32 protein-coding genes are annotated in these 26,611 nt (G+C 67.9%); 12 read left to right on the forward strand and 20 right to left on the reverse strand.

Annotated elements, in window-relative coordinates; all coding sequences use genetic code 11:
* The first annotated feature begins 8 nt into the window (after positions 1–8).
* Positions 9–371: a 2Fe-2S iron-sulfur cluster-binding protein gene (locus tag SM753_RS12195; RefSeq protein WP_135533597.1), complete on the forward strand. Its 363-nt coding sequence runs from the start codon at positions 9–11 to the stop codon at positions 369–371.
* 114 nt (positions 372–485) lie between these two features.
* Here SM753_RS12195 and SM753_RS12200 read toward each other — a convergent pair whose 3' ends face one another.
* The 13 genes from SM753_RS12200 to SM753_RS12260 form a co-directional block, all read right to left on the reverse strand.
* A complete protein-coding gene (locus SM753_RS12200; protein ID WP_323191802.1) occupies positions 486–1,799 on the reverse strand; it encodes a cobyrinic acid a,c-diamide synthase in 1,314 nt (437 codons plus the stop codon).
* Positions 1,796–2,527, reverse strand: a complete 732-nt coding sequence (locus SM753_RS12205) for an adenosylcobinamide amidohydrolase (RefSeq protein WP_323191803.1) — start codon at positions 2,525–2,527, stop codon at positions 1,796–1,798. The genes SM753_RS12200 and SM753_RS12205 overlap by 4 nt, the downstream gene beginning before the upstream one ends.
* Positions 2,520–3,530 carry a threonine-phosphate decarboxylase CobD gene (cobD, locus tag SM753_RS12210; protein WP_323191804.1) on the reverse strand — a complete coding sequence of 337 codons (1,011 nt, stop codon included), beginning with the start codon at positions 3,528–3,530 and terminating at the stop codon, positions 2,520–2,522. The genes SM753_RS12205 and cobD overlap by 8 nt, the downstream gene beginning before the upstream one ends.
* The gene (gene cobT / locus SM753_RS12215; RefSeq protein ID WP_323191805.1) at positions 3,527–4,537 is read right to left on the reverse strand and encodes a nicotinate mononucleotide-dependent phosphoribosyltransferase CobT; all 1,011 of its coding nucleotides are present in this window, start codon (positions 4,535–4,537) and stop codon (positions 3,527–3,529) included. Before cobT ends, cobD begins: the two co-directional genes overlap by 4 nt.
* A complete protein-coding gene (locus tag SM753_RS12220) occupies positions 4,534–5,115 on the reverse strand; it encodes an NTP transferase domain-containing protein (protein WP_369335351.1) in 582 nt (193 codons plus the stop codon). The genes cobT and SM753_RS12220 overlap by 4 nt, the downstream gene beginning before the upstream one ends.
* Positions 5,100–5,936 carry an adenosylcobinamide-GDP ribazoletransferase gene (gene cobS, locus SM753_RS12225; RefSeq protein WP_323191806.1) on the reverse strand — a complete coding sequence of 279 codons (837 nt, stop codon included), beginning with the start codon at positions 5,934–5,936 and terminating at the stop codon, positions 5,100–5,102. The genes SM753_RS12220 and cobS overlap by 16 nt, the downstream gene beginning before the upstream one ends.
* Entirely contained in the window at positions 5,927–6,829 is a 903-nt protein-coding gene (gene cbiB, locus SM753_RS12230; protein ID WP_369335359.1) for an adenosylcobinamide-phosphate synthase CbiB, read from the reverse strand. Before cbiB ends, cobS begins: the two co-directional genes overlap by 10 nt.
* Before the next feature lie 62 nt (positions 6,830–6,891).
* Positions 6,892–7,518 carry an HAD family hydrolase gene (locus SM753_RS12235; protein ID WP_135533590.1) on the reverse strand — a complete coding sequence of 209 codons (627 nt, stop codon included), beginning with the start codon at positions 7,516–7,518 and terminating at the stop codon, positions 6,892–6,894.
* 110 nt (positions 7,519–7,628) lie between these two features.
* Positions 7,629–8,825 carry a Xaa-Pro peptidase family protein gene (locus SM753_RS12240; protein WP_323191808.1) on the reverse strand — a complete coding sequence of 399 codons (1,197 nt, stop codon included), beginning with the start codon at positions 8,823–8,825 and terminating at the stop codon, positions 7,629–7,631.
* 189 nt (positions 8,826–9,014) lie between these two features.
* The gene (locus tag SM753_RS12245; RefSeq protein WP_323191809.1) at positions 9,015–9,869 is read right to left on the reverse strand and encodes a hypothetical protein; all 855 of its coding nucleotides are present in this window, start codon (positions 9,867–9,869) and stop codon (positions 9,015–9,017) included.
* A 94-nt stretch (positions 9,870–9,963) separates the two neighbouring features.
* Positions 9,964–10,545, reverse strand: coding sequence for a hypothetical protein (locus SM753_RS12250; RefSeq protein WP_323191810.1), 582 nt, complete (start codon positions 10,543–10,545; stop codon positions 9,964–9,966).
* Positions 10,538–11,611 carry a DUF3179 domain-containing protein gene (locus SM753_RS12255; RefSeq protein ID WP_323191811.1) on the reverse strand — a complete coding sequence of 358 codons (1,074 nt, stop codon included), beginning with the start codon at positions 11,609–11,611 and terminating at the stop codon, positions 10,538–10,540. Before SM753_RS12255 ends, SM753_RS12250 begins: the two co-directional genes overlap by 8 nt.
* Positions 11,612–11,713: 102 nt before the next feature.
* Entirely contained in the window at positions 11,714–12,346 is a 633-nt protein-coding gene (locus SM753_RS12260) for a rubrerythrin family protein (RefSeq protein WP_323191812.1), read from the reverse strand.
* 96 nt (positions 12,347–12,442) lie between these two features.
* On the opposite strand from SM753_RS12260, the gene SM753_RS12265 reads away from it, so the two are divergent.
* Both SM753_RS12265 and SM753_RS12270 read left to right on the forward strand, forming a co-directional pair.
* The gene (locus SM753_RS12265) at positions 12,443–13,576 is read left to right on the forward strand and encodes an MBL fold metallo-hydrolase (protein WP_323191813.1); all 1,134 of its coding nucleotides are present in this window, start codon (positions 12,443–12,445) and stop codon (positions 13,574–13,576) included.
* Between the two features lie 40 nt (positions 13,577–13,616).
* Complete coding sequence (locus SM753_RS12270; protein WP_323191814.1) at positions 13,617–14,426, forward strand: AAC(3) family N-acetyltransferase; 810 nt, start codon at positions 13,617–13,619, stop codon at positions 14,424–14,426.
* A gap of 50 nt (positions 14,427–14,476) precedes the next feature.
* On the opposite strand, the gene SM753_RS12275 is transcribed toward SM753_RS12270, so the two are convergent.
* Positions 14,477–14,812 carry a 2Fe-2S iron-sulfur cluster-binding protein gene (locus tag SM753_RS12275; protein ID WP_138796858.1) on the reverse strand — a complete coding sequence of 112 codons (336 nt, stop codon included), beginning with the start codon at positions 14,810–14,812 and terminating at the stop codon, positions 14,477–14,479.
* Between the two features lie 137 nt (positions 14,813–14,949).
* Between SM753_RS12275 and SM753_RS12280 the strand changes: the two genes are divergently transcribed.
* Positions 14,950–16,359: a geranylgeranyl reductase family protein gene (locus SM753_RS12280; RefSeq protein WP_135533583.1), complete on the forward strand. Its 1,410-nt coding sequence runs from the start codon at positions 14,950–14,952 to the stop codon at positions 16,357–16,359.
* Here SM753_RS12280 and SM753_RS12285 read toward each other — a convergent pair.
* Positions 16,356–17,351: a hypothetical protein gene (locus tag SM753_RS12285; RefSeq protein WP_323191815.1), complete on the reverse strand. Its 996-nt coding sequence runs from the start codon at positions 17,349–17,351 to the stop codon at positions 16,356–16,358. The genes SM753_RS12280 and SM753_RS12285 overlap by 4 nt on opposite strands.
* A gap of 61 nt (positions 17,352–17,412) precedes the next feature.
* Positions 17,413–18,744 carry an amidohydrolase gene (locus SM753_RS12290; protein ID WP_323191816.1) on the reverse strand — a complete coding sequence of 444 codons (1,332 nt, stop codon included), beginning with the start codon at positions 18,742–18,744 and terminating at the stop codon, positions 17,413–17,415.
* Between the two features lie 157 nt (positions 18,745–18,901).
* Between SM753_RS12290 and SM753_RS12295 the strand changes: the two genes are divergently transcribed.
* Together SM753_RS12295 and SM753_RS12300 are read left to right on the forward strand one after the other, a co-directional pair.
* On the forward strand, positions 18,902–20,473 hold the full coding sequence (locus tag SM753_RS12295) for a Na+/H+ antiporter NhaC family protein (protein WP_323191817.1): 1,572 nt from the start codon (positions 18,902–18,904) through the stop codon (positions 20,471–20,473).
* Entirely contained in the window at positions 20,470–20,730 is a 261-nt protein-coding gene (locus tag SM753_RS12300; protein ID WP_135533579.1) for a TRAM domain-containing protein, read from the forward strand. The genes SM753_RS12295 and SM753_RS12300 overlap by 4 nt, the downstream gene beginning before the upstream one ends.
* On the opposite strand, the gene SM753_RS12305 is transcribed toward SM753_RS12300, so the two are convergent.
* Entirely contained in the window at positions 20,727–21,053 is a 327-nt protein-coding gene (locus tag SM753_RS12305) for a 30S ribosomal protein S10 (RefSeq protein ID WP_138796861.1), read from the reverse strand. The two genes, SM753_RS12300 and SM753_RS12305, sit on opposite strands and share 4 nt — an antisense overlap.
* A 113-nt stretch (positions 21,054–21,166) precedes the next feature.
* On the opposite strand from SM753_RS12305, the gene SM753_RS12310 reads away from it, so the two are divergent.
* From SM753_RS12310 to SM753_RS12320, 3 genes are all read left to right on the forward strand, one after another.
* Complete coding sequence (locus SM753_RS12310) at positions 21,167–21,622, forward strand: bis(5'-nucleosyl)-tetraphosphatase (protein ID WP_323191818.1); 456 nt, start codon at positions 21,167–21,169, stop codon at positions 21,620–21,622.
* Between the two features lie 133 nt (positions 21,623–21,755).
* Positions 21,756–22,877 (forward strand): DUF5787 family protein, encoded by a 1,122-nt coding sequence (locus SM753_RS12315; RefSeq protein ID WP_323191819.1) that lies wholly within the window; start codon positions 21,756–21,758, stop codon positions 22,875–22,877.
* 138 nt (positions 22,878–23,015) lie between these two features.
* Positions 23,016–23,336 (forward strand): hypothetical protein, encoded by a 321-nt coding sequence (locus tag SM753_RS12320; RefSeq protein WP_135533575.1) that lies wholly within the window; start codon positions 23,016–23,018, stop codon positions 23,334–23,336.
* 173 nt (positions 23,337–23,509) lie between these two features.
* Here the strand turns inward: SM753_RS12320 and SM753_RS12325 are convergent, their stop codons facing one another.
* Entirely contained in the window at positions 23,510–24,010 is a 501-nt protein-coding gene (locus tag SM753_RS12325; RefSeq protein WP_135533574.1) for a DUF5797 family protein, read from the reverse strand.
* Between the two features lie 114 nt (positions 24,011–24,124).
* On the opposite strand from SM753_RS12325, the gene SM753_RS12330 reads away from it, so the two are divergent.
* The 3 genes from SM753_RS12330 (at position 24,125) to SM753_RS12340 (ending at position 25,511) form a co-directional block, all read left to right on the forward strand.
* Positions 24,125–24,406, forward strand: coding sequence for a hypothetical protein (locus tag SM753_RS12330; RefSeq protein WP_135533573.1), 282 nt, complete (start codon positions 24,125–24,127; stop codon positions 24,404–24,406).
* 43 nt (positions 24,407–24,449) lie between these two features.
* Positions 24,450–24,761, forward strand: a complete 312-nt coding sequence (locus SM753_RS12335) for a transcription factor S (protein WP_135533572.1) — start codon at positions 24,450–24,452, stop codon at positions 24,759–24,761.
* Between the two features lie 303 nt (positions 24,762–25,064).
* The gene (locus tag SM753_RS12340; protein WP_135533571.1) at positions 25,065–25,511 is read left to right on the forward strand and encodes an NUDIX domain-containing protein; all 447 of its coding nucleotides are present in this window, start codon (positions 25,065–25,067) and stop codon (positions 25,509–25,511) included.
* On the opposite strand, the gene SM753_RS12345 is transcribed toward SM753_RS12340, so the two are convergent.
* Both SM753_RS12345 and SM753_RS12350 read right to left on the reverse strand, forming a co-directional pair.
* Positions 25,492–26,214, reverse strand: coding sequence for a methyltransferase domain-containing protein (locus SM753_RS12345; protein ID WP_323191820.1), 723 nt, complete (start codon positions 26,212–26,214; stop codon positions 25,492–25,494). The two genes, SM753_RS12340 and SM753_RS12345, sit on opposite strands and share 20 nt — an antisense overlap.
* On the reverse strand, positions 26,211–26,606 hold the full coding sequence (locus SM753_RS12350) for a nascent polypeptide-associated complex protein (RefSeq protein ID WP_323191821.1): 396 nt from the start codon (positions 26,604–26,606) through the stop codon (positions 26,211–26,213). The genes SM753_RS12345 and SM753_RS12350 overlap by 4 nt, the downstream gene beginning before the upstream one ends.
* Positions 26,607–26,611 lie beyond the last annotated feature (5 nt).

Here is a 26,611-nt window from a genome sequence, read left to right on the forward strand (position 1 = left end):
ACCCTCACGTGAGTAGTCACACGGTCGAGTTCGTCGTCCCGGACGAGTGCGATGTCGAACCGTCGGGCGAGACGGTCGCAATGGAGGTCCACGAGGACCAGTACCTGCTTGCGGCCGCCAGGAGCAACGGCCTGTGGCTCCCGGCGGACTGCCAGATGGGGTGGTGTACGGTCTGTGCCGCTCGCCTCCTCGAAGGCGAGGTCGACCAGTCCGACGCTCGTCGCTACTACGACGAGGACCGAGAGGCCGACCTCGTGCTGACCTGTGTCGCCAGGCCGCGCTCGGACCTCCGCCTGCGCGTCTGCCAGGAAGAGAGTATGCTAAACCACCGTTCCGACTTCGGCTTGCCGCCCGGGCGATCGAAGCGGTAGCCGGACCGGTGTCGAAGCGGTAGCCGGACCGGTGTCGAAGCGGTAGCCGGACCGGTGTCGAAGCGGTAGCCGGACCGGCGTCGAAGCGGGGAACGCCAGCGCGGTCGCCGCCCGTCACAACCGTTCGACGAACGCGTCGAACGCCCCGCTTTCGGGGTGGACGTGCGCGTACGTCCCGAGCGTACTGTACTCCGTGAGTCCGTCGCGCTCGTCGTCGATGCCGTCGCCGCGCACCACGTCGAACGCGAAACGGGCGTCCCGGTCCACATCGGCACTGGAGTAGTGGAACTCGTGTCCCCGCAGCGTCTCGCCCGCGTCGGCGGTGAGCGCATCGTCTCGCGCTTCCAGTTCGACGTGGTCGAGCGCCTGATAGCGGTCGTGCATCGACACGTCCGCGGGGAGGATACCGGCCATGTCGTGGCTGTCGGCGTCGTCGCCGGCGGGTTCGAGCGAGCGCGTGAGCGCCATCAGCCCCCCGCACTCGCCGAGAATCGGTAGGCCGTCGGCGGCGCGGTCGGCCAGCGTCGAAAGCGCGGGGGACGCGGCCAGGTCCGCTGCGTGGAGTTCGGGATACCCGCCCGGCAGGTACACACCGTCGCAGTCAGGCAGGTCGTCGCCAGCCGTCGGCGCGAACGTGACCACGTCGGCACGCTCCCGGAGGCGCTCTATCGTCGCCGGGTAGTAGAAGCAGAAGGCGGCGTCCTGTGCGACGGCGACGGTCGCGTCGCGGGTCGCGTGCGTCACCGCCACGTCGTCGGTCGGCGGCCGCGCCGGCGCGGAAGCCAGGTCGACCAGTCGCTCCGTCCGAACGTGTTCCGCCGCCGCGTCGAGCGCGTCCTCGGGGAGCGACGCCTCCCCGCCCATATGCAGGCCGAGGTGGCGGTCCGGTATTTCGAGGTCGTCGTTCGGCGGGATCCGCCCGAGGTACTCCAGGTCCTCCGGAAGCGCGTCGCGGATCCCCTGTTCGTGGCGGCCGCCGTGTGCGCGCTGGACGAGAACGCCGGCGACATCGATCTCCCGGCCGATCCGGTCGGCGTACTCCCGGAAGCCGAGCGCCGTCGCGGCGACGCTTTCCATCCCCGCTTTCGCGTCCGCGATGAGGACCACAGGTAATGAAAGCGCCTCGGCGACCATCGCGGTGCTGGAGCCGTCGCCGTCGTACAGCCCCATCACGCCCTCGACGACCGTCAGGTCGCCCTCGCCGCGGTAGTAGTTCCGGTGCAGGCCGTCCTCGCCTTCCAGCCACAGGTCGAGCGTCCGCGACGGCCGGCCCGCGATCGCTTCGTGGTGGCTCGGGTCGATGAAATCAGGGCCGGCCTTCGCGGGCTGGACCTCGTACCCCTCGCGCCGGAGCGCGCGGATCACAGTCAGCGTCGCAACGGTCTTGCCGACGCCTGAGCTCGTACCGCCGAGAACGACGCCGTTCACGGCTCGAACACCTCCACGTCCGTCTCGGCGACGGGAGCGACGCCATATCTGGCTCCGTCGACGGTGTCGGGGACCTGCTCGTCCGAGTACCGCGACGCCAGACTCGCCCGCACGGCGTCTCTGACGCAGGCCCGGGCCGACGCGCCGACCGCCGTGGCGCTCCCCGAGAACCGCGCGCGCTCGCCGTCCGGGTCACAGGCGGCGACGACGGCGTCGCTCGTCGTCCCGGGAAACCCTGTCTCACGGAGCAAAACCGTCGCCTTCGCCTCCGCGGCGACCGCGACGAGATTCGCCAACGCTCCGGACCCGAGCGAGCGTTCGGTCCCGACGAAGACGTTGACGGTCCCGGGACGCGGCCTCTCGTCGGAGGTGTCGGCGTCGCTCCCGTCCGCATCGGACGGGTCGAGCGGCGCTGGGTTCGACACCCCGACCGTCGCGACGGCCGAGACTGACCCGTGTTCGGCGACGCGGGCGTGGCGCTGGGAGACGCCGGTCAGCAGTGCGGGACCGCTCACGTCGTCCGCGTCGCTCGCTTCCGGACCGAATCCGGCGTCCCGTCGCCGTTCGACGACGTACGCGGTCAGGTCGGTCCACTCCCACTCCTCCGGTACGGTCACGTTGTACGCGGCGTTCGCGACCGTTTCGCCGCCGTCGAACCCCGTGCTGAGCCAGCGGGTTCCCGGCCGGCGGAGACGGGTAACGCCGTCTCGAACGGCCGTTTCAAACATCGGTCATCGCCTCCAGCAGTCGGTCGTTCTCCGCGGACGTTCGCACGGCGACGCGGACGTGCGAATCGAGGCCGCGAAACGTCGTCGCGTCCCGAACCGCGATCCCTCGTTCCCGCAACCGGGCCACCAGCACGTCCACGTCGCAGTCCCCCACGTCGACGAGCAGAAACGGCGCGTCGGACGGGCGGACGTCGTACTCGTCGTCCAGTGTCTCGCGCATCCTCTCGCGCTCCCGGTCGACGCGGCGACGGGTGGTTTCGGCGAACGCGGACTGCCGCAGACAGTGCGCGCCAACCGCCGCTGCCGGTGCTCCGAGCGTCCACGCGCGTCGGGCGTTTTCGAGACGGCCGAGTTCGTCTCCCGTCGCGGCGGCGAACCCGGCACGGAGACCGGGCAGTCCGTACAGTTTCGTCAGCGACCGCGCGACGACGACGCCGTCCGTTCCGGCCATCGACGGGCGGTCGGTGAAACCGAGAAACGCCTCGTCGACGAGCAGCGTCGTTCCCGCAGCGCGGCACCGCTCGGCGAACGCCCGCAACTCGTCGTGGTCGTACGCGTCCCCCGTCGGGTTGTTCGGGTTACAGACGATAGCGAGCGCGCGGCCCGCGGGGTCGGCGTCGAGGACCCCGTCCTGAGCGACGAAATCGGGGGTCGCGCCCTGCAGGCGCACCTCGCGTGCGTACTCACCGAAACTCGGCGCGGGGACGAGAACAGAGTCCCCCGCGTCGACGGTCGTCCCGATGGCCAGACGGATCGCCTCTAAACCGCCCGCGGTGGGCACGATACGCTCCGGGTCGCAGTCGAGCGAGTCGGCGGCGGCGCGGCGGAACTCGCCGTACCCGTCGTCCGGATACCGCCGTGCCGTCTCGAACGCCGACTCGTAGACGGAGACGGTGTCCGACGGGCACTCGGGGTTGACGTTCGCGCTGAAGTCGATCAGGGTTTCGTCGTCGCTGCCGCCGTGGGGGACCCGTCCGGTCGCGGCGGCGGTCTCGGGATTCATGGGGACCCGGACCCGTTTCTCTCACCGAGCAGTCCGTCGTAGACGGCTGCGATCCGGTTTCTGACCCGTTCCATCGAAACGCCGGTGCGGTCCGCGAGCGAGAGCGCACCGCCCATCCCGACGCCTTCCTTCGCCTCGCCGGCGACGTAGCGCTCCATCGCGACGTGGTCGCTCTCGTCGAACCCGGGGTCTGTCACGGTGAGGTCGAGGTCGAACGCGTCCGCCGCGCCGTCGAGGTCTACGCCCTCGTCCTCGGCGACGAAACTCGTCGTGGCGAGCGCCAGCGGCGCGTCGACGTCCGCGTGTCGGACCAGCGCCGCGGCGGCGAGCATCTGCGTCCCGCCGGCGAGCGTCACGGGCGTGTCCGAGCGAAGTGCGCCGACGGTCAGACCGGCGACGGTCGCCAGCACGGGGTCGCCGGCGTACCGCGCGGCGTACGCCGGTTCGCCGGACAGTTCGCCCGGTGTGAGGCCGTTTACAGCAAGCGCCTCGTCGACCACGTCGCGCTTCCGTTCGATCGGGTTCTCCGGGAGCGACGAGGAGACGCCGACCTCCTCGCCGAGCGCGGTGAGGACGCCGAGCGCCGTCGTCGTCCCGCCGGGGACTGTCTCACCGATCACGAGTTCGTCGTCCGGGAGCGCCCGGCCGAACTGTCGGGCGGCGGCGAAGGCCCCGGGCGCGGTGGGGACCGGGTCCTCCTCGCGGATGTCGTCGCCCGGGCGTGCACCGACGGTGACGGTCGGCGCTGCGGTGTTTTTCGCGAGGCCGCCGTCCACGACGGTCAGGTCGAACCCGACGAGGTCGCGGACCGCCCGGGTGACGACGGCGGGCGTCGGACAACCCGTCGGGCTCACTGGCACCGACGGCGCGCGGACGGTGTCGCCGTACGCGAGAACCTCCGCGTCGGCGCTCGGGGTGTGGACCATCAGGTCGGCGTCGGCACCAGCGGCGCTGATACCCTCGATGGCGGCGGTGCGGGTCGTCCCCGCTGCGAGGACGAACCTCACAGGAGCGCCTCCGCGATCTGTGCGTCTCTCTGCCGGTTCACGTTCACTGCGAGTCGTGCGTCGTATGTCGTGTACATCGTATCTGAATCCTCCGTCCCGGCGACGACGTTGACGCCAGTCGGCACGAGGCCGTCGAACTCGGTGTCGCAACTGACGCCGAGCAAGTCCTTGAGCGCGGCGGGAACGCAGACCGTCATCGACCCGTCGTCGCCGGAGTCACGGGCCGCGCGGTACGCCCGGAGGGTCGCGTCGACCGCGTCGCCGCCGAGCAGCGGCAGGTCCGAGGCGACGGTCAGGACGGGCGGGTCGACCGCATCGTCGGCGAGCGCCGCGTTCAGGTCGGCGACGTACCCGTCGCCCGCCGTCTCGATGGCGGGGAGTCCGAGGTCCTCGGTCGCGTGCGCGGCGGTCTCGGGTGCCTGCGGCGAGGTGACGGCGTAGGTCGTCTCGACCGCGCTGTCCGCCAGCGCGTCGGCGACGCGGTCGATCATCGGCCGCTCGCCGACCGGGAACAGCGGTTTCTCCGCGTCCGAATCGAGTCGCGTCCCCTCCCCGCCGCAGATCAGGAGAGCGTCCACGCGACCACCCCCGCGTGCAGACCGGCGACTCGGCCGAGTTCGTTCACAGCGCCGAAGACGTCGCCGCTGACGCCGCCGAGCGCACCGCGGGCCCGGCGCATCACCGCGACGGCAACGGCGAGCGCCCCGGCGAGTGCCGCTGCCGCGGCCGGCGACGGCCACGACAGTGCGACCGCCGGCGCGGCGGCGAGCGCGGGACGCGCGAACGACTCCGGCGTCGCGGGAGCCGTCAGCGCTGACCCGAGTCCCTCGTGCGTCGCCGTGCCGGCGCAGGCGAGCAGCGCCATCCCCGCCTTCGCGCCCACCTCGCTCGCGACGACGACGGCGACCGCCGTCGACGGCGATGAGCCGGCGAGGTCAGCCAGCGCGAGGCCGCCGAGTGCGAGTCCCGCGAGGACGACCGCGACCGCGAGGACGGCCCCGACGCCGACGGTCGTGTCTTTCATCGCCTCTCGGCGGCGGTCCGCGTCGCCGTGGACGACCGCCGCGTCGCCCAGGTCAGCGACGCCGTCGAGGTGATTGATCCCCGTGACGGCGTACACGGCGACGACGTACGCGAACGCGACGGTCGGGGCCAGCGGGGCGACCGCCGACGGGACGGCGACGAGCGGAACCGTCGAGGCCAGTGCGACGAGCGCGAAGGGAGCGGCGACGAGCGCCCCGACGAGATAGCCCGCGAGAGGAAACGTCGCCGGGGCGGTCTTGAACGCCTCCCAGGCCCGTTCGTCGCGCCCGACGGGCACGCGCGTCAGGAACCCGACCGCGCCGCGCAGCGCCGCGACGCCGTCGCCGACCCGGGAGACGGGTCCGCTCAGAGCCACGCCACCACCCCCGCGACGGCGTAGGAGAGCACGCCTGCCCGCGATACGATGCCGACGCCGCGGTGCGCCTCGTCGACGGACGGGAGCCGCCCCATCGCGTTCAGTTCGTACGCGCCGGGCTTCTCCAGGCGGACGTGGAGCGCGCCGGCGAGCGTCGCCATCGGCCAGCCGGCGTTCGGCGACTGCGGCGTCGCCGCCCACCGCCGCGCCGAACGAAGCGCATCGGGGTCGACCGCCGCGACGGCGACGGCGACCGCGGCGATCCGGGAGGGGATCCACATCACCGCGTCGTCCAGGCGCGCGCTGGCCCAGCCGACGGGTTTCGAGCGGTAGCCGAGCATCGAATCGAGCGTGTTGACCGCTTTGACCCACGCGGCGGCGGCGGCCGCGAGCGGCAGCGACACCGTCGCAACTGCGGCGAACGCGAAAAGCGGGGCGACCAGACCGTCCGCGAGGTTCTCCGCGGCGCTCTCGACGGCCGCGCTCCGCAGATGTTCCGGAGAGAGGTCGCTCGGGTCGCGGCCGGCGAGCGCCGGGAGTCGGTCGCGAGCGTCGGCCGGATCCGCCGCAGTCGCGTCTACGACGCCCCGCGCTTCTTCGAGGAGCATCCGGAGACTGGTCGACGCGAAAAGCGCCAGCCCGGCACCGACAGCGCCGGCGAACGGGTGGACTCGAACCGCGGCGAACACGACCACGCCGACAGCCCCAGCGGCGATCGCGGGGAGCACCACCGCAGCGACGCTCCCAACCAGCCGCGGCCGCGACCACTCGCGGTCGAACAGCGCGACGAGTCGGCCGAACCACACCACCGGATGCAGACTCTCCGGCGGTTCGGCGACCGCACGGTCGAGGGCGAACGCGAGCGCCACGGTGAGCGGTCCGGTCAGCGTCAGAGCGAGCGGACCGGTTAGCGACGGACCTCCCGGATCAGCCTGAAGCAGTTGGACGCTCGCCGTCACACGTTCTCCTCCAGCCATACCGGGAACTCGCTCAGCGGGACGTCCTCGACGGAGACGAACGTCCCGCCGCAGTTCTCGACCCCGGCGTCGGTTCTGGGGTCATCTCCTACGTGGATCAGGTCGGTGAGGTCGACGCCGGCGCGCCGCCCGACGGCCTCGAACGCCTTCGGGTGCGGCTTTCGCCAGCCACAACCGACGCTCGTCACCACAGCGTCGAACCGGTCGGGGTCTATCTCCGACCGAACCAGCGCGCGCCGGGCGAGTTCCGGCACGGAGCAGTTCGAGCAGAGAGCGACCGGTCCGCGGTCGGCGGCCGCCGCGACGGCGTCGCGGGCACCGTTTAGCGTGGTCACGTCCGGGTCGAAGGCCGACACGACGGCCCGGCGAGCGGCGTTGCCCACGGCGGCGTCGACGCCGCGACTCGACAGGGCCGCGGCGACGTGTGCGGGCAAGGGCACCTCCGCGCCGTCGGGCGCGTCGACGTGGCGCTCCCGGTAGGCCTCGTCCCAGTCTTCCGGGACGGGCACGTCCCTGGCGGCGAGTTCCCTGGCGACGGCTGACGCGGGGTCGGCGGGCCTGTCAGCGTCGACGAGCGTGCCGAAGAGGTCGAACGATACTGCCACTACTCCGAGACTAGTGCAAGCGCACTTGAATTCTCCGGGGTGACGCCGGGACAAGCGGAAAAGCGGTGACAGAATCAGACCTGCCTGCTGGACCGGCCCGGGGCGCACGCTCACCGTATCGTGTTCGCTGCGAGGTCCCGCGGGAAGTAGGTGAGACGTTCGGTACCGTCTTCGGTGACCGCGACGGTGTCGGAGTGGCGGTAGCCCGCGTTGTCGGTGTACAGTCCGGGTTCGATGGTGTATACGTGTCCGGGTGCCATCTCGCGGTCCCCTTCGTCGCGCCCGTCGACGGCGGCGCAGTGGTCGTCCCATCCGCGGTCGAGATACGGCGGTTCGTGCGCGCCGAGGCCGATGTTGTGCCCGACGTGGTGTTGCGCGAGGTCCGTGACGCCCTGTTCCTCGAAGTAGTCCCACACCGCCTCGTCGACGTAACTGACCGAGACGCCCGGGCCGAGCGCGTCGATTGCGACGGACTGGGCCTCGCACATCACCTCGAAGTAGTGTTCCTGCTCGTCGGTCGGGTCGCCGACGAACATCGTCCGTTCGAGTTCGGCCATGTAGCCGTCGACGGCCGCAGTCGCGCCGGTGATGAGAACGTCGCCGTCCTCCAGCCGTCGGTTGGCGGTGTGGCCGTGCGGGAGTCGCGTCTGTTCGCCGCTGATGAACCCCGCCGTGACGGGGCCGTCGCCGCGGGTCCGGGGCACGTAGCTGTCGCCGAGCGTGTCGAGCATAGCGCGGGAGGCTTCCAGCGAGGCGCGCTGGCTGACGGTCACGGGATGCGCGCCGACCTCGGCGTGGTCGGCGAGGTAGCGGTGGCCGAGGTTCGCCCAGCGCGCGGACTCGCGGATCAGGTCCACCTCGGCGTCCGACTTCGCCCAGCGCAGACGGTCGACCCAGGACTGCGTTTCGACCTCGACGAACTCCGTGAGCGGCGGGCCCTCGTACCCCATCGTTCCCGGCGCGCCCTCGGCGTCAGCGGCGACGCGGTCGGCGTCGAGGTCGTCGAGCATGCCCGCCACGGTCTCGACGGGAGCGCCGCCCGGGTAGTCGAAGTAGTGATAGACGGCGTCGATGCGCTCGTTGTCCTCGACGCGTCCGACTTCCAGGCGCGGCACGGTCACCGCGACGTGGTCCTCGGTCGCGGCGAGGACGACCGGTCGCTCCGTCTGAATGTGGTCGAAACCGGAGAGATACTCGATACTCGTCGCGCCGAACCAGACGCCTGCGTCGGCGTCGGCTTCGGCGAGGCGGTCGCGGACGGCCGCCAGGCGGGACGCGTACTCGCTCTCAGGAACGTGGGTCGGCATGAGGGTGTCGTCGGTCGGGGCGAGCAAAAACGTTCGCGTCGTGGAGGTTCGCCGTACATCTGGCGTTCGCCGTCCGTCCGCGGCGATCCCGCGTTTCGGCGTCCGGTTTCGGCGCTCGACGGGAAGAGATCGCTGGACAATGGGGCTCGCTGGGAAACAGGGTTCACTGGACACCGGCGCGAGGGGACGCTACGAGCGAACGATATCGAACTCGTGTTCGCCCCGTTCGTTCGCCTCAGCCAGTGCTTCGACCGCCGCGTCGAAGGTCTCGCGGTCGTCGACCGAGATCCGCTCGGGCATCGCGTCGGGGTCGTCGACCAGCGAGAACAGTCCGAGCGTCGCCTTCCCGAGCGCGCGGACCACGCGGCTCTCCGACGCCTCGACACGCTCCGAGGGCGTCGTCCAGTCGAAGACCAGATCGGCGCGAGCGTCGTCGACGTAGACGCGCCGGAGGTCGTCCAGCCCCGGTGACCGCTCTGGGGCACGGAACTCGTAGCAGGTGATAGCGTACTCGTCCCATTCGACCAGCGGGTCTTCGGGGACGACGACCGACGGCGTCCCGGCCAGCGCCTCGTTCGCGCGTGCCGGCGCGTCCGGGTCGACGTCGGCGTTCAGGTACTGCTGGGAGTGATGCGGCACCGACCGATAGAGACACTCGCCGTTTCGGACGACGCGGAGTTCGCCGACCTCGTACACTCGCCAGTGGTTCTCGCCCGCAGCGCCCCAGTTGTCGGGGCTCTCCGACTCCTCGACCGTCAGCGCATCGACCAGTGCGTCCGTCCCGTCCGGGAGATCGACACGGAACTCAGGGTCACCGCTCCCGTTGCGGACCTCGTCGTCCGGGACGCGTTCGAACCGTTCGTCGAGCAGTCGCTGGGTGTGCGGACTCAGGCCCCGGACAGACGTTCTCCCCCGGAGCGAGAGATGGGCGGCGTCGCTACGCTCCGCGACTGCCCCGGCGACTCGGTTTAGCGCTTCGACGCGTTGCTCGTCGGTGCCCCGACACAGCACTCTGTGCGTGACTGACCCACTCCCCGGATCCATACGTTCGATAGCGTATCCGGTGAAAATATGTGTTTCGGCATGGTCCGACCGCCGAGACTACGTTACTCGGTTTCGCCCATCTTCTCGTCGGACTTTACCTTTCGGCGCGCTCCCAGGCGACGGGGTCGACGCGTCGGGCCACGAGGACGAGCGTGACCGCGAGCGTCGCCGCCCCGACGGGAACGAGCCAGGCGAACACCGTGAGTAGGACGCCGCTAGCCTGAACGCCGAGGGCGAGCAGGATAACCGGGCCGCAGCAGGCGGTTCCCGACAGCAGCGCCGGGACGGACGCGACCAGTCCGGCCGTCGCCCGCGGCCCGCATGCGCTCGGACGGGTCAGCGCGAGGTACGACAGTGCCAGGTTCGCGCCGACCAGCGCGGCGAGGACGCTCCCGACGAGTGCGTTCCCGGGCGAGAACAGCAGGCGGACGTGCCAGAGGTCGACCAGCGCCACGGCCTCGAACGCGAACGGACCGACTCGCCGAAGCGCGGCCCCGACCGGGTCGCGAGCGACGACCAGACCGGTTCCCACACCCGACCGTGGCACGAGGTCGCCGAGCGCGAACAGGTAGGCGAGCAGGTAGGCGGTACCGGTCGCGACGGCGACGGCCGCGCCATCGCGGCGGGACAGCGCCTCGCGGACGACTGTCGCCGCGTGCCGAAGCGTCTCAGTCATGGAGCGTCGTCGAGGGGTAGAACCCGGCCCAGGCGAACCACATCGCGTCGTACGACAGGACGCGGTCCAGCGGGAGGTCGGACGGCGGATGCGCGTCGCCGTCCGGACCGACGATATCACTGTTCTCCGCGCGGAACGACGCGGCCTCCGGGTTCCGGTACACGTAGCCGACGTCCAGCGACGGGTCGTGAACCGCGAGGAAACGGGCGTCTCCGGCCGCCGCGGCAGCGATGCCGCTCTCGCGGAGCGCGTCCTTCTCGAACGCCGCGACGCCGTCGGTCGTTCGCCCCCCGACGACGACGGCTTTGTCGCCGAGGCGGTCGTCGCCGGAAAGCGGTTCGAACATCGTGCCGTCACCCGTGTAGTACCCGCTTTTGGGATTGTAACTACCGTACGGATCCATCCCGTAATCTCTGACGTGGCCGGTGTCTTCAGTCAGCACCGCCGTCTCGGGGTACGCCGCGCGCCACTGCTCCCAGGTTGTCCACGCGACCGGTAACTCCCGAAGCGTCTCTCCGGCGAGCGGTCCCTCGACGGCCGTCGCCAACATCTGGGGCCATCGGCTGTCGGTGCCGCGGTCGTACATCACGAGATTGCTGTTGAGCAGGTCGCCGGAGACGCCGAACGTCGTCTCCCCGCGCTCGAACCCCTGTGCCGTCCCCGTCAGCGGGCAGTAGGTGACGCTGACGGGGTCGCCGCCAACCTCGTCGTTGACTATCTCGTGATAGACGAGGATATACTGCGGGTAGGCGCGCGCCTCGCCACCCCTCGCGATGCCGAAGACCACGTCGCGGTCGATGAGTCGACCGTCGGCGGCGTCGGCGTCCTCGAATCTCGGCTCGTCGACGGAGGGGATCCCGTCCTTCGAAACGCCCCCGGAGACGACGTTCTCGGCGAGCGCCGTCGGCTCGTACTCCACGGGCAGAGCCCGATCGGCAAACGGCGGTGGAGTCCCGTCACCGCCGCGGTCGCCGCCGGTCAACTGGTTGACTGCGTCGAGACAGCCGGCCGTCCCCACGACGGCCGTCGCGGCGAGGAACGCCCGCCGCGTCCCGTGTGATCTCATGTCACTGTTTCGGTCCGCTGCGGAAGTAACCCTATCGTGAGCGTGTGCACCGCGCGCACGAGCGGCTGCCAACGCGACGGCCGACCCCTCTCGGTCAGGCTGTCAACAGAGCGGCTTCGGATCCACGCCGAGTTCGGTCAGCGAGTCGGCGTAGTCGTCGTACGCCACCTGGATCACGTATCCCGCCGTCGCGGACGCGCGTTCCCAGTCGTCGGCGTCCTCGCAGAGTTCGTCGAGCAGGTCCGTCCCGTCGTCGATGACCGCCCTCGTCTCCTCCTTGAGGTCCCGAAAGAGGTCCGCCGTCGTCCGGTCCGCCTCGTTGGTGAAGAAGTTGATCACCTGCGTGTGCGTCCGGACGCTGACGAGCGGTCGCCCGACCATCCCGCCGGCGACCCGGCTGACGGCGTCCTCGCGCCCGCGGAGGTACGCGTGCATCGGACCGCCGTCAACCGGTTCGAACTCGTCCGGCAGGCGCTCCGCGACGCGGTCGTAGTGGTCTCGCTCCTGAGCGGCGACCGCCTCGAAGGCCGTGCGGGCGCGGTCGTTCTCCTCGTCGTCGGCCCACTGACTGAACGTCCGCTCGGCGGCGTGTTCGCTGTTCCCTGCGGCCGTCAGCACGGTCGACTCGTCGAGTTCCGCGTCGGTTAGCGCGACGAGCAGTTTCGACGACCCGAGTCGGTCCAGTTCGGTTCGCTTGTCGTTCTCGACCGCCTCTCTGAGTTCCGCGGCGTTCATGCTCGCAATTATTACCGGGACCCGCTTGAACGTTCCCGTCGGCGCGGCCGCCGTCGGTCGCCGGCGATTTATCTCGCTGTCGGCCGTAGGGCAAGTATGAGCGACGCCGACACGATACCACCGCGGGAACTGGCAGAGCGAGTGCGCGCCGGCGACCACGTCTCCGTGCTCGACGTGCGAAACCGCGACGAGTTCGACGCGTGGCGCGTCGACGGGCCGAACGTCTCTGCGGCGCAGGTGCCGGAGAACCGCTTCGTCCAGGCCGAAGTCACCGGCGGCGCGGCCGATCTGGTCGACGGCCTCGCGGAACCGATCGTCGCCGTCTGCGGCCGGGGAGAAGCCAGCGACTACGCGGCCGGCCTCCTGCGCGAGGCCGGGGTCGACGCCGTGAACCTCGCCGGGGGGATGGACGCCTGGGCCAAGGTCCTCCTCGCCGCCGACGTTCCCACTGACGGACCGGCGTCGGTCGTCCAGTACCAGCGGCCCTCCAGCGGCTGTCTTGGCTATCTGGTTCACGACGGCGAACGGGCGGCAGTCGTCGACCCGCTCCGGGCGTTCGCGGACCGGTACGCGGCGGACGCCGACGCTCGGGGTCTCGACCTGTCGTACGCCGTCGACACGCACGTCCACGCCGACCACGTCAGCGGCGTTCGAGCGGTGGCCGAGGCGACCGGTGCCGACCCCGTCCTGCCCGCGGGTGCCGAGGACCGGGGTCTGGCGTTCGACGCGACGCTCGTCTCCGACGGGGACGCACTCGAACTGGGTGACGCCGCGCTCACTGCACTGCACGCCCCCGGACACACCAGCGAGATGACCGCGTTCCGCGTCGACGGCGTCGCCCTGACCGGCGACAGCCTCTTCCTCGACGGCGTCGCCCGCCCGGACCTGGAGGCGACGGCCGACCCCGAGGACGCGGCGGCGCGACTCCACCGGACGCTTCACGAGCGACTGTTCTCGCTTCCGGACGACACCACCGTCGCGCCGGGCCACTACGAACTCGACGCGCGCCCGGAGGCCGGCGACGCCTACGCCGCGCCGCTCGGCGACCTTCGGGACTCGGTACCGGCGCTCTCGATGGACGAGGCTGAGTTCGTGGCACACGCCACCGGAACGTCCGCCCCGCCCGCCAATCACGACCGGATCATCGCGGTCAATCTCGGCCGCGAGTCGGCGGACGACGAGACGGCGTTCGAACTCGAACTCGGACCGAACAACTGCGCCGCGAAGTGACCCCAGAAGAGTTATGCCGGCCGCACCTGAGACGCGCCGTATGAGCGAACGCGACGCCGTAGAGCGGTCCGACGCGCCGGTAACGATGGACACGCTTGTAGCGGACCTCCGAGACCTCGGTCTCGAAGCGGGCGATACGGTTGTCGTTCACTCGTCGCTCTCGGCGCTGGGGTGGGTTGCGGGCGGCGCGGCGACGGTCGTCGACGCCCTGATCGACGTCGTCACCGACGACGGGACGCTCGTGATGCCGACGCACTCCACGCAGCTCTCCGACCCGAAGTCGTGGGGGAACCCCCCGGTGCCCGAATCCTGGTACGACGACGTCAAGGAGGGGTCGGCGGCGTACCGCCCCGCAGTCACGCCGACGCGGGGGATGGGCGCTATCGCGGAATGCTTCCGGAACTACCCCGGCGTCCGGCGGAGTCGCCACCCCTGCCACTCGTTCGCGGCACGGGGAGCGGACGCCGTTGCAGTCACCGAGGGTCACGCTTACGACTACCCACTCGGGGAGGAGTCACCGCTCGCCCGGGTGTACGACCGCGACGGGTTGGTGTTGCTCCTCGGCGTCGACCACGATACCAACACGTCCCTGCATCTCGCCGAACACCGGGCGACGTACTCGAAGACTAAAACGGTCGACGGCGGACCGATCCTGGTGGACGGGGAGCGCCGCTGGCGGGCGTACGACGACATCGAGGGCGACACGAGCGACTTCTCGGACCTCGGGGCGGATTTCGAAGCGGCGACGGACGTTTCGACGGGCGCTGTCGGCGAGGGGTCGGCGACGCTCTGTTCGCAGGTCGACCTGGTCGACTTCGCCGTCGAGTGGTTCGCGGAGAACCGCGAGTGACTGTCCGCGAGAAGCGGTCGGCCCACAGAAGGTGACTGCGCGACGACCGGTCAGTCGTCCGCCGCGGCGGGGTCGCCGCCGGCGTCCGCGTCGACGTCTCCCTCGATGCTCGGGGGGTACTTTCCGCGGTCGAGTTTCAGATCCGACTGCGGGCGAGCCATGCACGTCAGCGCGTACGATTCGGCTTCCTCCTCCGTGAGCCCCCGGGCCGCCGGTTGCGTCACGTCGCCCTCGAGGATCTTCGCGGAACAGGCGAGACACATCCCCACCCGACAGGAGTACTCCTGAGCGATTCCTTCCTCGATACAGCGGCTCAGGATCGTCTCCTTGCCGGAAACCGTGATCTGCTCGCCGGTCCCGACGAACTCCACCGTGTACTCGGTCATAACGTCGGATACGAAAGGCCCCGACTAAACTCTTTATCACATCGTGTCCCCGCGAAAACGACGTATCCGGGTGTTCGCGTGGCCGAACCGGCGGGGGTACATAAAGAGTTTTCCTGTTCCGGGGTACACCAGAAGTCATGACCAGTAGCGAGGCCGGTACGGGAACCTCACGGACGGCCGGGACGCGACTCTACGACGTAGTGGTCGTCGGCGCGGGAACATCTGGCTGTTACGCCGCGGCGACTATCGCGAACGCGGGGTACGACGTCGTCATCGTCGAGCGCAAGACCGAGGAGGAGGCCGGACACATCGCCTGCGGCGACGCGCTCAAAGGCGCAGACGAGTTCCCCGAGGCGATCCCGAAGTCGAAGCTCGAACCTGCGATGACCAACACGGACGTCGACCACGGCCGGTTCGAGATCCCGCAGGAGGACACCGTTCTGGAGATCCCGGTCCCCGGGAAACTCGCGGTCATCGACCGCTGGGAGTACGGCCGCGCGATCATCGACGGCGCGGACGAGGCCGGCGCGCAGTTCCATTACGACACGGTCGTACAGGACGTGGTGCAGGACGATGACGGACGCGTCACGGGCGTCCGCGCCACGCGCCGCGGCGAGCCGCTGACCTACGAGTCAGACGTCGTCATCGACGCCGCGGGGGCGCTTTCCATCCTGCAGGACAAGGCCGATCTGGAGGACGCGTCGTTCGACACGAACGTCGATTACTCGCAGTTTTGCTCCGCGTACCGCGAGATCGTTCACGTCGACGAACCGGTGGAGTGGGACGACGCCCTCGTGTTCAAGCCGACCGAGCGCGCCGCCGGCTACCTCTGGTACTTCCCGCGTACCGACACCGAGATCAACGCCGGCCTCGGCTTCCAGATGACCGAGGAGCCGATGCAACTCGTCGACGACCTGAAAAAGGACCTGCGGGACCGCGAGGAGTTCGCCGGTGCCGAGGTCGAGGACAAACTCGGCGCTGCGCTCCCGACCCGGCGACCGTACGACTCGGCGGTCGCGCCCGGGTTCATGGCCGTCGGCGACGCCGCAGGCCACGTCAACCCCACCACCGGCGGCGGCATCGCGGGTGCCGCATACGCCGGGCAGTACGCGGCGGAGACTGCCGTCGACGCCATCGAAGACGGCGACGTGAGCGAGGCCAACCTCTGGGAGTACAACGAACGCGTGATGGACCACTTCGGGTCGCGGTACGCCGGACTCGACGTGTACAACATCCTCTCGACGGCGGTCGATGTCGACGAACTGATGGGCCTGCTCGCCGCCTTACCCGGCGACAAACTCGCCGAGGCGCTTTACTCCGGCAGTACGTCGATAGGCTGGAAGCTCAAACTCCAGACCGCGCTGAAGAGTTTCGGCTACTACGACATCATCTGGACGTTCTACAAGACGAAACAGTGTGCCGACGATATCATCGACCACTACGAGGACTACCCCTCCTCGCCGGACGCCTTCGACGCCTGGCAGTCCCGTCGCGACGACCTGATGGAGGACGTGTACGCGACGACCGGTGCGGATCCGAAGTACTAGAGCGGGCTTCCGCTTTGGACGTTGAACGGCACCGTCGACGCGGTGCCCCGCGTCACCGTCGCGATCCGCAACACGTAGGCGAACAGCACGGTGATCGGGAGAAACGCCGTCGCCGTCAGCAGGAAGATGGTGATCTCGAGAAACGGCGTCTGGAGCATCGGCCCGACGTTCTGCCCGTAGATCCACACCGAGATGAGCGCGGCGGCGATCGCCGGCACCCCGGTGTACAGCAGTTTCTTCGAGAGGTCCGCTAGTTCCCGTTGCATGTACAGCGTTTTGAAATACTTCCGGGCGACCCCGGCGTCCTCTAGGAGTTCTAGCAGTTCGTCGAGTTCGTCGAGGGCGTCGTCCGGAAGGTCGTCCCCGTGATCGCGACGGATCTGACGAGTGGTCCGGATATCGTCGCTGTAGTCGATCTCCATGATCGTAAGCAACGTGTCGAAACTGTCGTACTCGTTCCCCTCGATGGTCTCGGTCGCGAGGTCCGCCTGTTGTACGATGGAGTCGACGAATCGGTCGACGTCTGCACGGACCTCGTCGGAACACTCGTCGAGCGAGTTCCGGAGAGCGACTGCGCGGTCGCGCTTCACGTCGGTCAGGAAGTCGAGGAACTCCCCGGGCGTGGTCGGACTCACCTTGTCTCCAAACGCGTGCTCCTCTACTTCCTCCCGGTAGTCGATCACCTCGCTGACCCGATCGCGAACCTCATCGGGCGTGCCGAACTCTCGGGAGATGATCAGTTGGTTGATCGAGATGACGATGGTGATGAGCGTGATGTTGCCGCCGATGAAGTTCGAGAGCGACCGCGTCACCGAGTCGGGGTTCGTCACCGCGATCACGCCCGCGAGGCGGAGGACGGTGATCACGGCGAGAAAGGCGACGACGACGACGGCGGCGACCCGGTTACGGCTACCGGAAAGCAGGAACCACCGGCGGAGATCCCCGCGTCCCCAGCGCCGCAGTTCGTCGGGCGTCTCTTCGGACCTCGACATACCGGTCGTAGAACGCGTAGCGTGAAAAACGGCGGCCGGGTAGAGCGGTCGTTTCCCGCGCTCAGGGTCGCTGTTCGGCCGTCGCCGCGATCGCATCAGTCAGCACGTCGATACCGATGTCGAGCGTCGCCTCGTCCACGTCGAACGTCGGCGTGTGGTGGCCGCCCGGGTGGTCGGTGCCGATGGCGGCGTACGCGGCCAGACCGCCCTGTTTCTGCACGTGACGCATTAGATACGTCGCGTCCTCGCTCCCGCCGAGGTCGTCGCGGCGCGTCGCCCGGTCGACGTCGTGGTGTTTCGCGGCCACCCCCCGAACGATATCGACCAGTTCGGAGTCGCTCTTCGCGCTGGGGGCGTCCGCCATCGTTTCGAGGGAAACCTCGCAGTCGTGCATCTCCGCCGCCGCGCGGATCACGCGGTCGGCGTGGTCGGCCATGTACTCCTTCAGGTGAGTTTTCTCGCCGCGGACCTCCACTTCCATTTCGGCGTGTTCGGCGACGATGTTCGCGGCGGTCCCGCCCTCGATCCGGCCGGCGTTGACTCGCGTCGCGCCGTCCTCGTGGCGCGGGATCGCGTAGAGGTTCTGGACGGCGGCGGCGAGCGCCTGGTTCGCGTTTCTGCCGGCGTTCGGCTTCCCGCCTGCGTGGGCGGATTCGCCGGCGAACGCCACGTCGAAGTGCTGGACGGCGAGGAAGCCGTCGATACCGGCCACGACTTCGCCCGTCGGGTGGTCCAGACCGACGTGGAGAGCGAACAGGTAGTCGACACCGTCAGACTCCGTCTGCTGAGCAGTCGAGTCCTGCTCGACTACCCCGTCTAGGTGGCCGCTTTTCGCCATCGCCTTCCCGCCGCCGACGACTTCCTCTGCCGGTTGGAACAGCACTTTCAGGGTGCCCGAGAAGTCGGTGTCTGCGATGGCGTCGAGGACGCCGACGCCGATAGTCGCGTGGGCGTCGTGGCCGCAGGCGTGCATCGATCCCTCGTGTTCGGATCGGAACCCCTCTGTCGCCGGCAGATGGGTCGCGTCGTCGGTCGATTCCGTGATCGGGAGGCCGTCGATGTCGACTCTGAGCGCGACGGTCGGCCCGTCGCCGAGGTGGCGCTCCGCGATGAGACCCGTGTAGCCGCCCGCCAACTGCTCCAGAACGTCCTCGTCCGCGCCCGCTTCGCGAGCGCGTTCGTACGCCGCCTCGATGGCATCCTCGTCGGGGACACCCATGCGCTCGTCGGTCGCCAGCGCGTCCGGCCCGACGTGAAGGGCGTCAGTTCCGACACGCTCGACCGCTTCGACGATCCGGGCGGTCGTGTAGAACTCTCGCCACGCCTGCTCTGGGTGGCGGTGCAAGTCGCGTCTCAGATCGACGAACCGGTCGCCGGACTCCTGTTGTGACATACCGCGTTTCTAGACCGCCCCTCACTTAATCTGCCCGCCGTCTTCCCCGGGCGTCGTGTACGGGCCTGCTCGAGTTCCGTTTCGGTTTGCTGTAGTGCGTAAAGCAGCGAATACGTCATGCAAAAACGTTAAAATAGTTTGACGATGGTGTCCGTGTATGGCAGTCGGACCACCCGACGACGACGACACAGATATCGAACGGGAGATAGAAGAAGAGGAGATCGCCCGCGGAAAAAACGACATCGAGTTTTACGGCGGCAGGGCGATGAGCGCGTTTCCGATCGCCTTCTTCATCGCGTGGGCGATAGTCCAGAGCGGTCTGTTGCGCATCGGCGATACGACGGGTCTCGTCGCCGGGATGCTGATCGGTCTCATCCTCGGTCTGTTGTTCGTGAAGGGGTCGTGGAAGACCTACGCGAACACTATCTTCGAGGGAATGACCCAGCGGGTCGCCGCGACGGCCATCGTCGCGTGGCTCTGGGCCGGCATGTTCGCCGACACGATCCAGGCCGGCGGATTCGTCAGCGGTCTGGTGTGGGCGGCTGACACCGCACAGGTCGGTGCGACGCTGTTCCCGGCGATCACGTTCATTCTGGCTGGACTGCTCGCGACGGGGATCGGTACCGGATACGGCACGACGGTAGCGTTCACCGGTCTGTTCTTCCCGGCCGGGGTTCTCCTGGGAGCGAACCCCGTACTCCTGTTCGGCGCTATCCTCTCGGGCGCGGTGTTCGGCGACAACCTCGCGCCGGTCAGCGACACGACGATCGTCTCCGCAGTCACGCAGGACTCGGACATCGGGGGCGTCGTCGCCTCGCGGTTCAAGTACGCTATCGTCGCCGCAGTGGTAGCGTTCGCGGCGTACGTCGTCGCCGGGAACGTGATGGAAGGGATCGAGATCACCGGCGACGCCGCCCAGATCCTCGTCGAGGAGAGCGAACCCGCCGGTCTACTTCACCTGGTCTCCATGACCGTAGTGATCGCCACGGCCGTCGCCGGTCGGCACATCGTCGAGGCGATCTCGTGGGGGATAATCACCGCGGTGATCTTCAACGTCGTCTTCGGTCTCGCTCCGGTGTCTGACATGCTCCTCTTCCAGGCACCCGAGGACGCACCGATCGCCGAGCAGGTCGAGTTCCTCCCGTTCGTCGAAATCGTCGAGAGCGGCGAAGAGATAGTCAGCGGTAGCATCTACTCCGGTGCGCAAGGGTTCTTCCCGCTGATCGTGTTGACCCTGCTCATCGTCGCCGGCGCGCAGATCATGATCCGCGGCGGCGGGTTCGAGGCGCTCCAGAACTGGCTCCTCGACAACGTCGCCACGTCGGTTCGCCGCGCCGAGACGACGATGGTCGGCGGGACCGCGCTGGTCAACGGGATGATCACGATAAACACTGCGGCCGAGATCGCCATCGCGCCGTACATCGCCCGCATCGGCGAGCGGTTCAACATCAACGGCTACCGGCGCGCGAACATTCTGGACGCCAACACGTCGGCGCTCGGCTACATCTTCCCGTGGTCGGGCGGCGTGCTGGTCGGCTACGCGCAGATAACTCAGTTACCGGGTGAGTTCGAGTGGTTCACGCAGGACATGGTGGTCAATCCGGCGGACGTGTTCCCCTTCGTGTTCCACGGCTGGTTGCTCGTCGCGGTGTTCCTGATCGCGGCGATCACCGGATTCGGTCGGGAGTACGTTCACGACCGTGAGAGCGAGGAGGTGGCTCGCCTATGATAGAGAAGTACACGAGGGGCTGGTCGTTCCGCAGTGCAACGCCGTCGTTCGAGCCGGGACAGGAGATATCCGCCTTTCTCACCGGCGTCCGGGGTGACGATGTCGTCGCACGGGTCGGCGATTCGACGCTGGTGGTCGACGGTGCGACCCCCGACGACGTCGACAGGAAAGCGCGGATCAAAGTGACCGAGTTCGACGACAACGACCACGACGGACGAGCGGAACTGCTGGAACTGGTCGGCGAATCGGCGTTTTAACTCCCGCCTAGCGGGTTCACCTGTTCCAGTTCCGCTTCGACGTGGACGGACGATGGGAACTCCCGGTGTGTCACTCGCCGGGCCAGTTCGTCGTGTCCGTGGATCTCGAGTTCGCGGGCGTACACGACGTAGTCCCAGTCCGAAAACCGGCCGCCGCCGTCGACCCGTTTGTGCTGTGGGACCCGCAGTCTCGACGGCGGTTCGGAGTGGGGGCCTTTCAGTTCCGCGCCTTTGCGTTCGGCCGCGGAGCGGATGTCCTCGACGACTCGTTCGAGGGCGGCCCGGTCGCCGCTCTGGAGACGGAGTTTCGTGACGAAAGTCATCGTTATCGTAGCTGAGGGCCCTCCTCGGGTAAAAGCGTACCGTGACAGCACTGGGGCAGTCCCGGGTCCACGCTCCGGTATTCTCTTAAATGGTCACCGTTTAGGTAACGATAATGACGGTCGAAGCGACGAGCGCCGGCGCGATCCTCTTTCGGGATACGCGTGGTCGGCGCGAGTACCTCCTCCTGAAGAGCCGCCCCGGGGACTGGGAGTTTCCCAAAGGCGGCGTAGAGGGAGACGAGGAGCTACAGCAGACGGCGATACGAGAAGTACAGGAAGAAGCGGGTATCGAGGAGTTCCGCCTCCTCGACGGGTTCCGCAAGGATTACGACTACGTCTTCGAAGCCAACGGGAATACCATCCACAAGACAGTCCACCTGTTCATCGCGAAATCCTTCGAGGCGAGCGCGGAGCTCTCCCACGAACACCGCGACCTCCAGTGGCGGGATTACGAGCAGGCGTTCAACACGGTGACCCAGGACGGTCCCCGCGAGATACTCGAGGACGCACACGAGTTCCTCGACGAACGGCTGGAAGACGACGAAGACGACGAGGAAAGCGAAGAATAACCGCTTAACGGGGATACGTGACCGGCGGGACGCTCCGCTCGGTCGGCCGCGGATAGTGGCATCTGCGGCGTCGAGAACGGCACCGGCGGACCGAACCCGAACGCCTTAGCCGACGCGGCGACCACGGACTACCGTGTTACCCGGCGGTGACGCGGAGTTCGTCTTCGAGTTGCGGGTCTGTGGCTGGGCAGAACGCCACTGGCCCCCCGAGAGCGATGCGACCGACGACACGACCAGCGATGCGACCGACGACACGACCAGCGATGCGACCGACGACACGACCAGCGATGCGACCGACGACACGACCCATTTCGTCGCCCGCCAACTGGGAACCAAGCGGCGGCGCTGGGATACGGTGGTCGTGGAAACTGACCCGGCGGCCCTGAAGCGACGCGCCCGGTTCGGGCGCGACAGGCTGGACTCTGATCTCCTCCACGTCGTCCGTAACGCGCCGGTCGAGTGGGCCTGGTATCGCGACGCGCTCCCGCATCCGGGCTATCCCTGGCAGTACGTCCGCGAGGCGGTCCACCGCGCCGACGACCGCGGCGTTCTCGACACTCGGCGGAACGGCAACCGGATCGAGATCCGGCGGAAGTGGCCCTACCCGGACTGGGTCGACCGGATCGTCGCTATCGAAAATAAGCCAGACCTCGACGCCCGCGCCGCCCGCACGCTTCAACCGCAACTCGAGCGCGACATCGCGCTCTCGCTCGCGGACGAAGTGTGGGTCGCCACCCGGGAAACGGACAGACGAGTCGAACCCGCGATGCTCGAAGACATTCCTGTCGAAGCAGGCATTCTGACGGTCGACGGTTCCGCCGATTCGGCGACGGTCGGCTGGCACCCTCGATCGCTTTCGGTCGGGGAGCCCGGGACGCGAATCACCGACCGGCCTTCGAACAGCGAGTACGACCAGTCGGCGGCGCGGTTCGAGTACGTCGACCCGGACGAGAAGGCGACGAAGCGCCTGGAAATCGCCGAACGCGCGTACGAGCGAGGGTGGCGCTCCTACGCCGATACGATGCGTCCGGACTGCCGTCAGTTCGAACTGCGCGCGGAGAACGGCCAGTTTCTGCCGTGGTGCGCGGCGAAACACCGCTGTCAGACGGCGGCGGAGTGCTCCGGGACATGTTCGTCGTACGAGCCGGAACCGCCCGCCTGGCGACAGCGCGGATGGCCGATCGAGGGCGGCCCGGGCAAACGCCTACAGCAGTTGCTCGCGGAGCGCCGCGACCGGAAACGGCCCGGTGAGTAGCGCCGGCCGGCCGCAGGCCGACGGAACTACGTTCGTCTATATATCCGGTGATAGCGAAACGTTCGGTTCTTATACACGGCTAAGAGGCTGAACTACTTCGTCCCGAACGAGGACAGACCGCGGTAGTTCAGGGAACCCATGATAGAAACAAATCGCGCCGACCGCCAGAACGGAGTCCAAGCTATCGGTTCCAGTACAACCAGTCGACGCCACGAGTACGAACGGTACGTACTGTGGTACACGTCATGTGAAGACGGAGCCGTATCGCTGACGGATCTATCGACGGATCTCGTCTCCTGGGAGGAGACCGTACTGGGAGTCGAAAACCGAGGCAAGCGCCTCGACAGCGTACGGATCAAACTGTTCCACAAACACGTCCCTCGGCTGACCGACGACGGCGTCGTCGACTGGTACCGCGAGGACGGGACGATATACGTGGAACGCACCGCCGACGAGTGATGCCGTCGGCGGTCGTCGCGACAACCCGAACTCGCTATGCGGTCGTCGGGCACTAAGACAGGATCCATCGAGACTGCTGTAACTGTGTACCGGTATTCGCCGGCCCAGGTCAGCGAAACACCGAACTGACGTACAGCAGTCCCTATCAGTGGGCGGCGCTACGAGCGTTCGCGCTACTCTCCGGCCACTTCCACGTCGACTTCGTCGCGTTCGACTGCGAGCCTGAACGTCGGCACGGTCCGGTACTCCACCTCGACGACGTCCTTGCGTCGGAGACTCTGTAGCGCTGACCGAACCTGTTCTGTCCCCGGGTCAACGTCGAACGTCTCGCGGAGTTTGTGCAGGACGGAGACGACGCTCTCGGAGCGCTCGTCCGGTCCGGCGAGTACCTCGAACACCTGTGACTGCAGCTCCGGCACCCGGATCACGTCGGGCGTCTCCCCCTCCACCGCCTCGACGCCCGGCTCCACGTCGACGAGGTCAGCCGCTTCCGCCGTCGCGCGGATGAGGCTGTTGTCGTCGCGGTAGTAGTACTCCCCGAGTTCGTCTTCGAGGTACGAGTGAACCTCGCTACCGCTCTCTACGCCCCAGCGCTCCTGCAGTTCCGCGTTTTTCGTGGGTTGTAGCTCCACGACATCGGCGAGGCGCTCACGGGCTTCGTCCGAGAGAGTCATTATCGACGCTAAGCGGAGGCGCTATTTCTGTTTTCCGTACCAGTTCCGTCCCGGTCCGTTCAGCTGACGTATCTAGCGATATGTAAAAGTCCCTCGGCCACGTTACGGGAACACATGACACGAACAGTCACCCGAAACCAGATGGAATCGCTGCTGGACGACCTCTCCTATCCGGTGATGCGCATCGACGCCGCCCGTGAGTTCGCGGACGTGACGCTCCAACTCGGTGACGGCGAAGTGAACCTCGGGGGACTTGTCTCCGAGACGAAAAACGACGCGTTCGATTCGATAGACGACCTGAAAACCGAACTCGACGACGTTCTGGAGTCCGACCACGACGACGTTCTCCCGGGGGAGGTGACGGGTCTCTCCGGCCGGTCCGAGAGCGACGGGTAACCACGTGGTTTAAATCAGTTGGACCGTCTATCTGCACCCAGTAATGGAGTTTTGCGACGAGTGCGGCTCTATGATGAAAGCGGAGGACGGACTCTGGGTCTGTTCGAGCTGCGGTAACGAGCAGATAAAGGACCCGGACGCGAACTACGTCATCACCGACGACCAGGAGGTCAGCGAGGTTATCGAATCCAGCACGGAGGAGAGCGGCCTCCCCACCACCGATGCGCGCTGTCCCGAGTGCGACAACGACCAGGCGCACTGGTACATGCAACAGATCCGCGCCGCCGACGAGTCGGAGACGCGGTTTTTCATCTGTACCGAGTGCGAGCACAAGTGGCGCGAGGACGATCACTAACCGCGACCTTTTGCGCTGTGTAGCGGGAAACACGCCGCGTCGCGGCGGTTTCCCTTGACTCGGCAAAAGCTCGACCAAAATCACGGCGTCGCTCCCGTCGCAGCGCCGAGGCGCTGCGGTGCCCTCCTCGGACCGCTCACTCACTTCGTTCGCTCGCGGGTGCATTGCTTGACGACTACCTGCCCTTCCCCGAGTCGTGCGGCGCTCGCCGCGAGGGCTCGCGCCGCGCTCCCGGCCCGTAGATGGTAGTCTGTAGCATCGAACGAACAGGTATTTACACCGGTTCTGCATATCCCGCAGTCCATGACCTGGCGCGAAATCCGGCCGCTGGCGCTTGGGGCCGTTCGACGGGGGGACGAACTCATGCTCGCGGAGCATTACGACCCCGAGGAGGAGTACACGTTCTACCGGCCGCTCGGCGGCGGCATCGAGTTCGGCGAACACAGTGAGGAGGCAGTGGCGCGGGAGTTCGACGAGGAACTCGGCGTCGAACTCGACGAGATATCGTACGTCGACACGTACGAGCGCGTGTTCTCGTTCGCGGACAGCGCCGGCCACGAGATATGGCGCCTGTACGAGGTGAGCATCGTCGAGGACTGGCCGTACGAGCGAGAGCGGTTCACGGCGGAAGAGCCGGAACTCGACGAGACGTTCGAGGTCGTCTGGAAGGACGCGTCGGACTTCGAAGACGGGGAAGAGATCCTCTACCCGCCGGAACTGATCGACGACCTCACTCGCGCCGGGCGATAGTCAGGTAGCCGGTGTGGCCAACGGGACTCGTCGACGGACGGGACCCGCGGTCGTCTAAGTCCATCTCACGGTCGATGGTTTCGAGGGTCCGTACGTCCGCCAAGCCGACCGCTCTGGCCGTCATCGCGACTTCTCGCGTGTCCTCGACGAACGGCGAGTAGACGACGATGAAGCCGCCACGAACAAGGAGGTCGGGTGCGTGTTCGACCACGGCGGGCGCGTCCTCGGTGTCGAGCGTTATCACGTCGAACTGGCCGAGGTTGTCGAGTGCGTCGGTGACGTCGCCGGTCCGCACGTCGACGCAGTCCCCGACGTCCGCGGTTTCCATGTTCTCGCGGGCGACCGTTGCGAACTCCGCGTCGCGTTCGAACGTCAGCACGTCCGCGCCGATGCGTCCGAGATACGCCGCGAGGACGCCCGTCCCGGTGCCGGCGTCCAGCACCCTGTCCGCGGCCTCGACGCCCACTTCACCGACGATCCGTCCCACGTCGCGGGGAACCATCGGCGCACCGGTCCGGTCGAGGTGGTGAAACAGGTCCGGGCCGCGCAGGCGTCGAACCTGGAACTCGTCGCCGAGATGCGTCTCCAGCGTGTCGCCCGGCCGGACGTCCTCCGGCACATCGAGCACGCCGAGGTCGGTCTGGAGTTCTTCGCCCGGTTCTCTGAGATACTCGCGGTCGCCGTGAACGAGGACGACCGTCACTCTAGGCTGTCGACGGCCGCCGCGAGGTCGCCGTCGTTGTCTTCGAGCGCCTGACGCGCTTCGTCCTCGCCGGCACCGGTACGCTGTGCGACTATCATCACGTCGTCGTCAGGTATCTCGCCGGTTTCGCCGCTCTCGCTTTCGGTTTCGCCGCCGCTCTCGATGCTGCCGGCCGCGCCGGAATCGCGGGATTCGGGTTCGCCGACGACCTGATAGGTCTGTTGACCCTGCGCGTCCATGCGGGTCACTTCGGCGTCGTCGAACACGAGGTCCTCGTCTTCGGTTCGAATGATCACTTCTTGGGCGTCGAGCTCCTCGAAATCGATGCCCATCTGTTGCATCATCTGCTTCATCTTGCGGGGATCCATTCCCCCGCCGCCTCCTCCGAACATACTCG

It is taken from the genome of Halostella sp. PRR32 (assembly GCF_034808085.1).
Lineage (GTDB): Archaea > Halobacteriota > Halobacteria > Halobacteriales > Natronoarchaeaceae > Halostella > Halostella pelagica.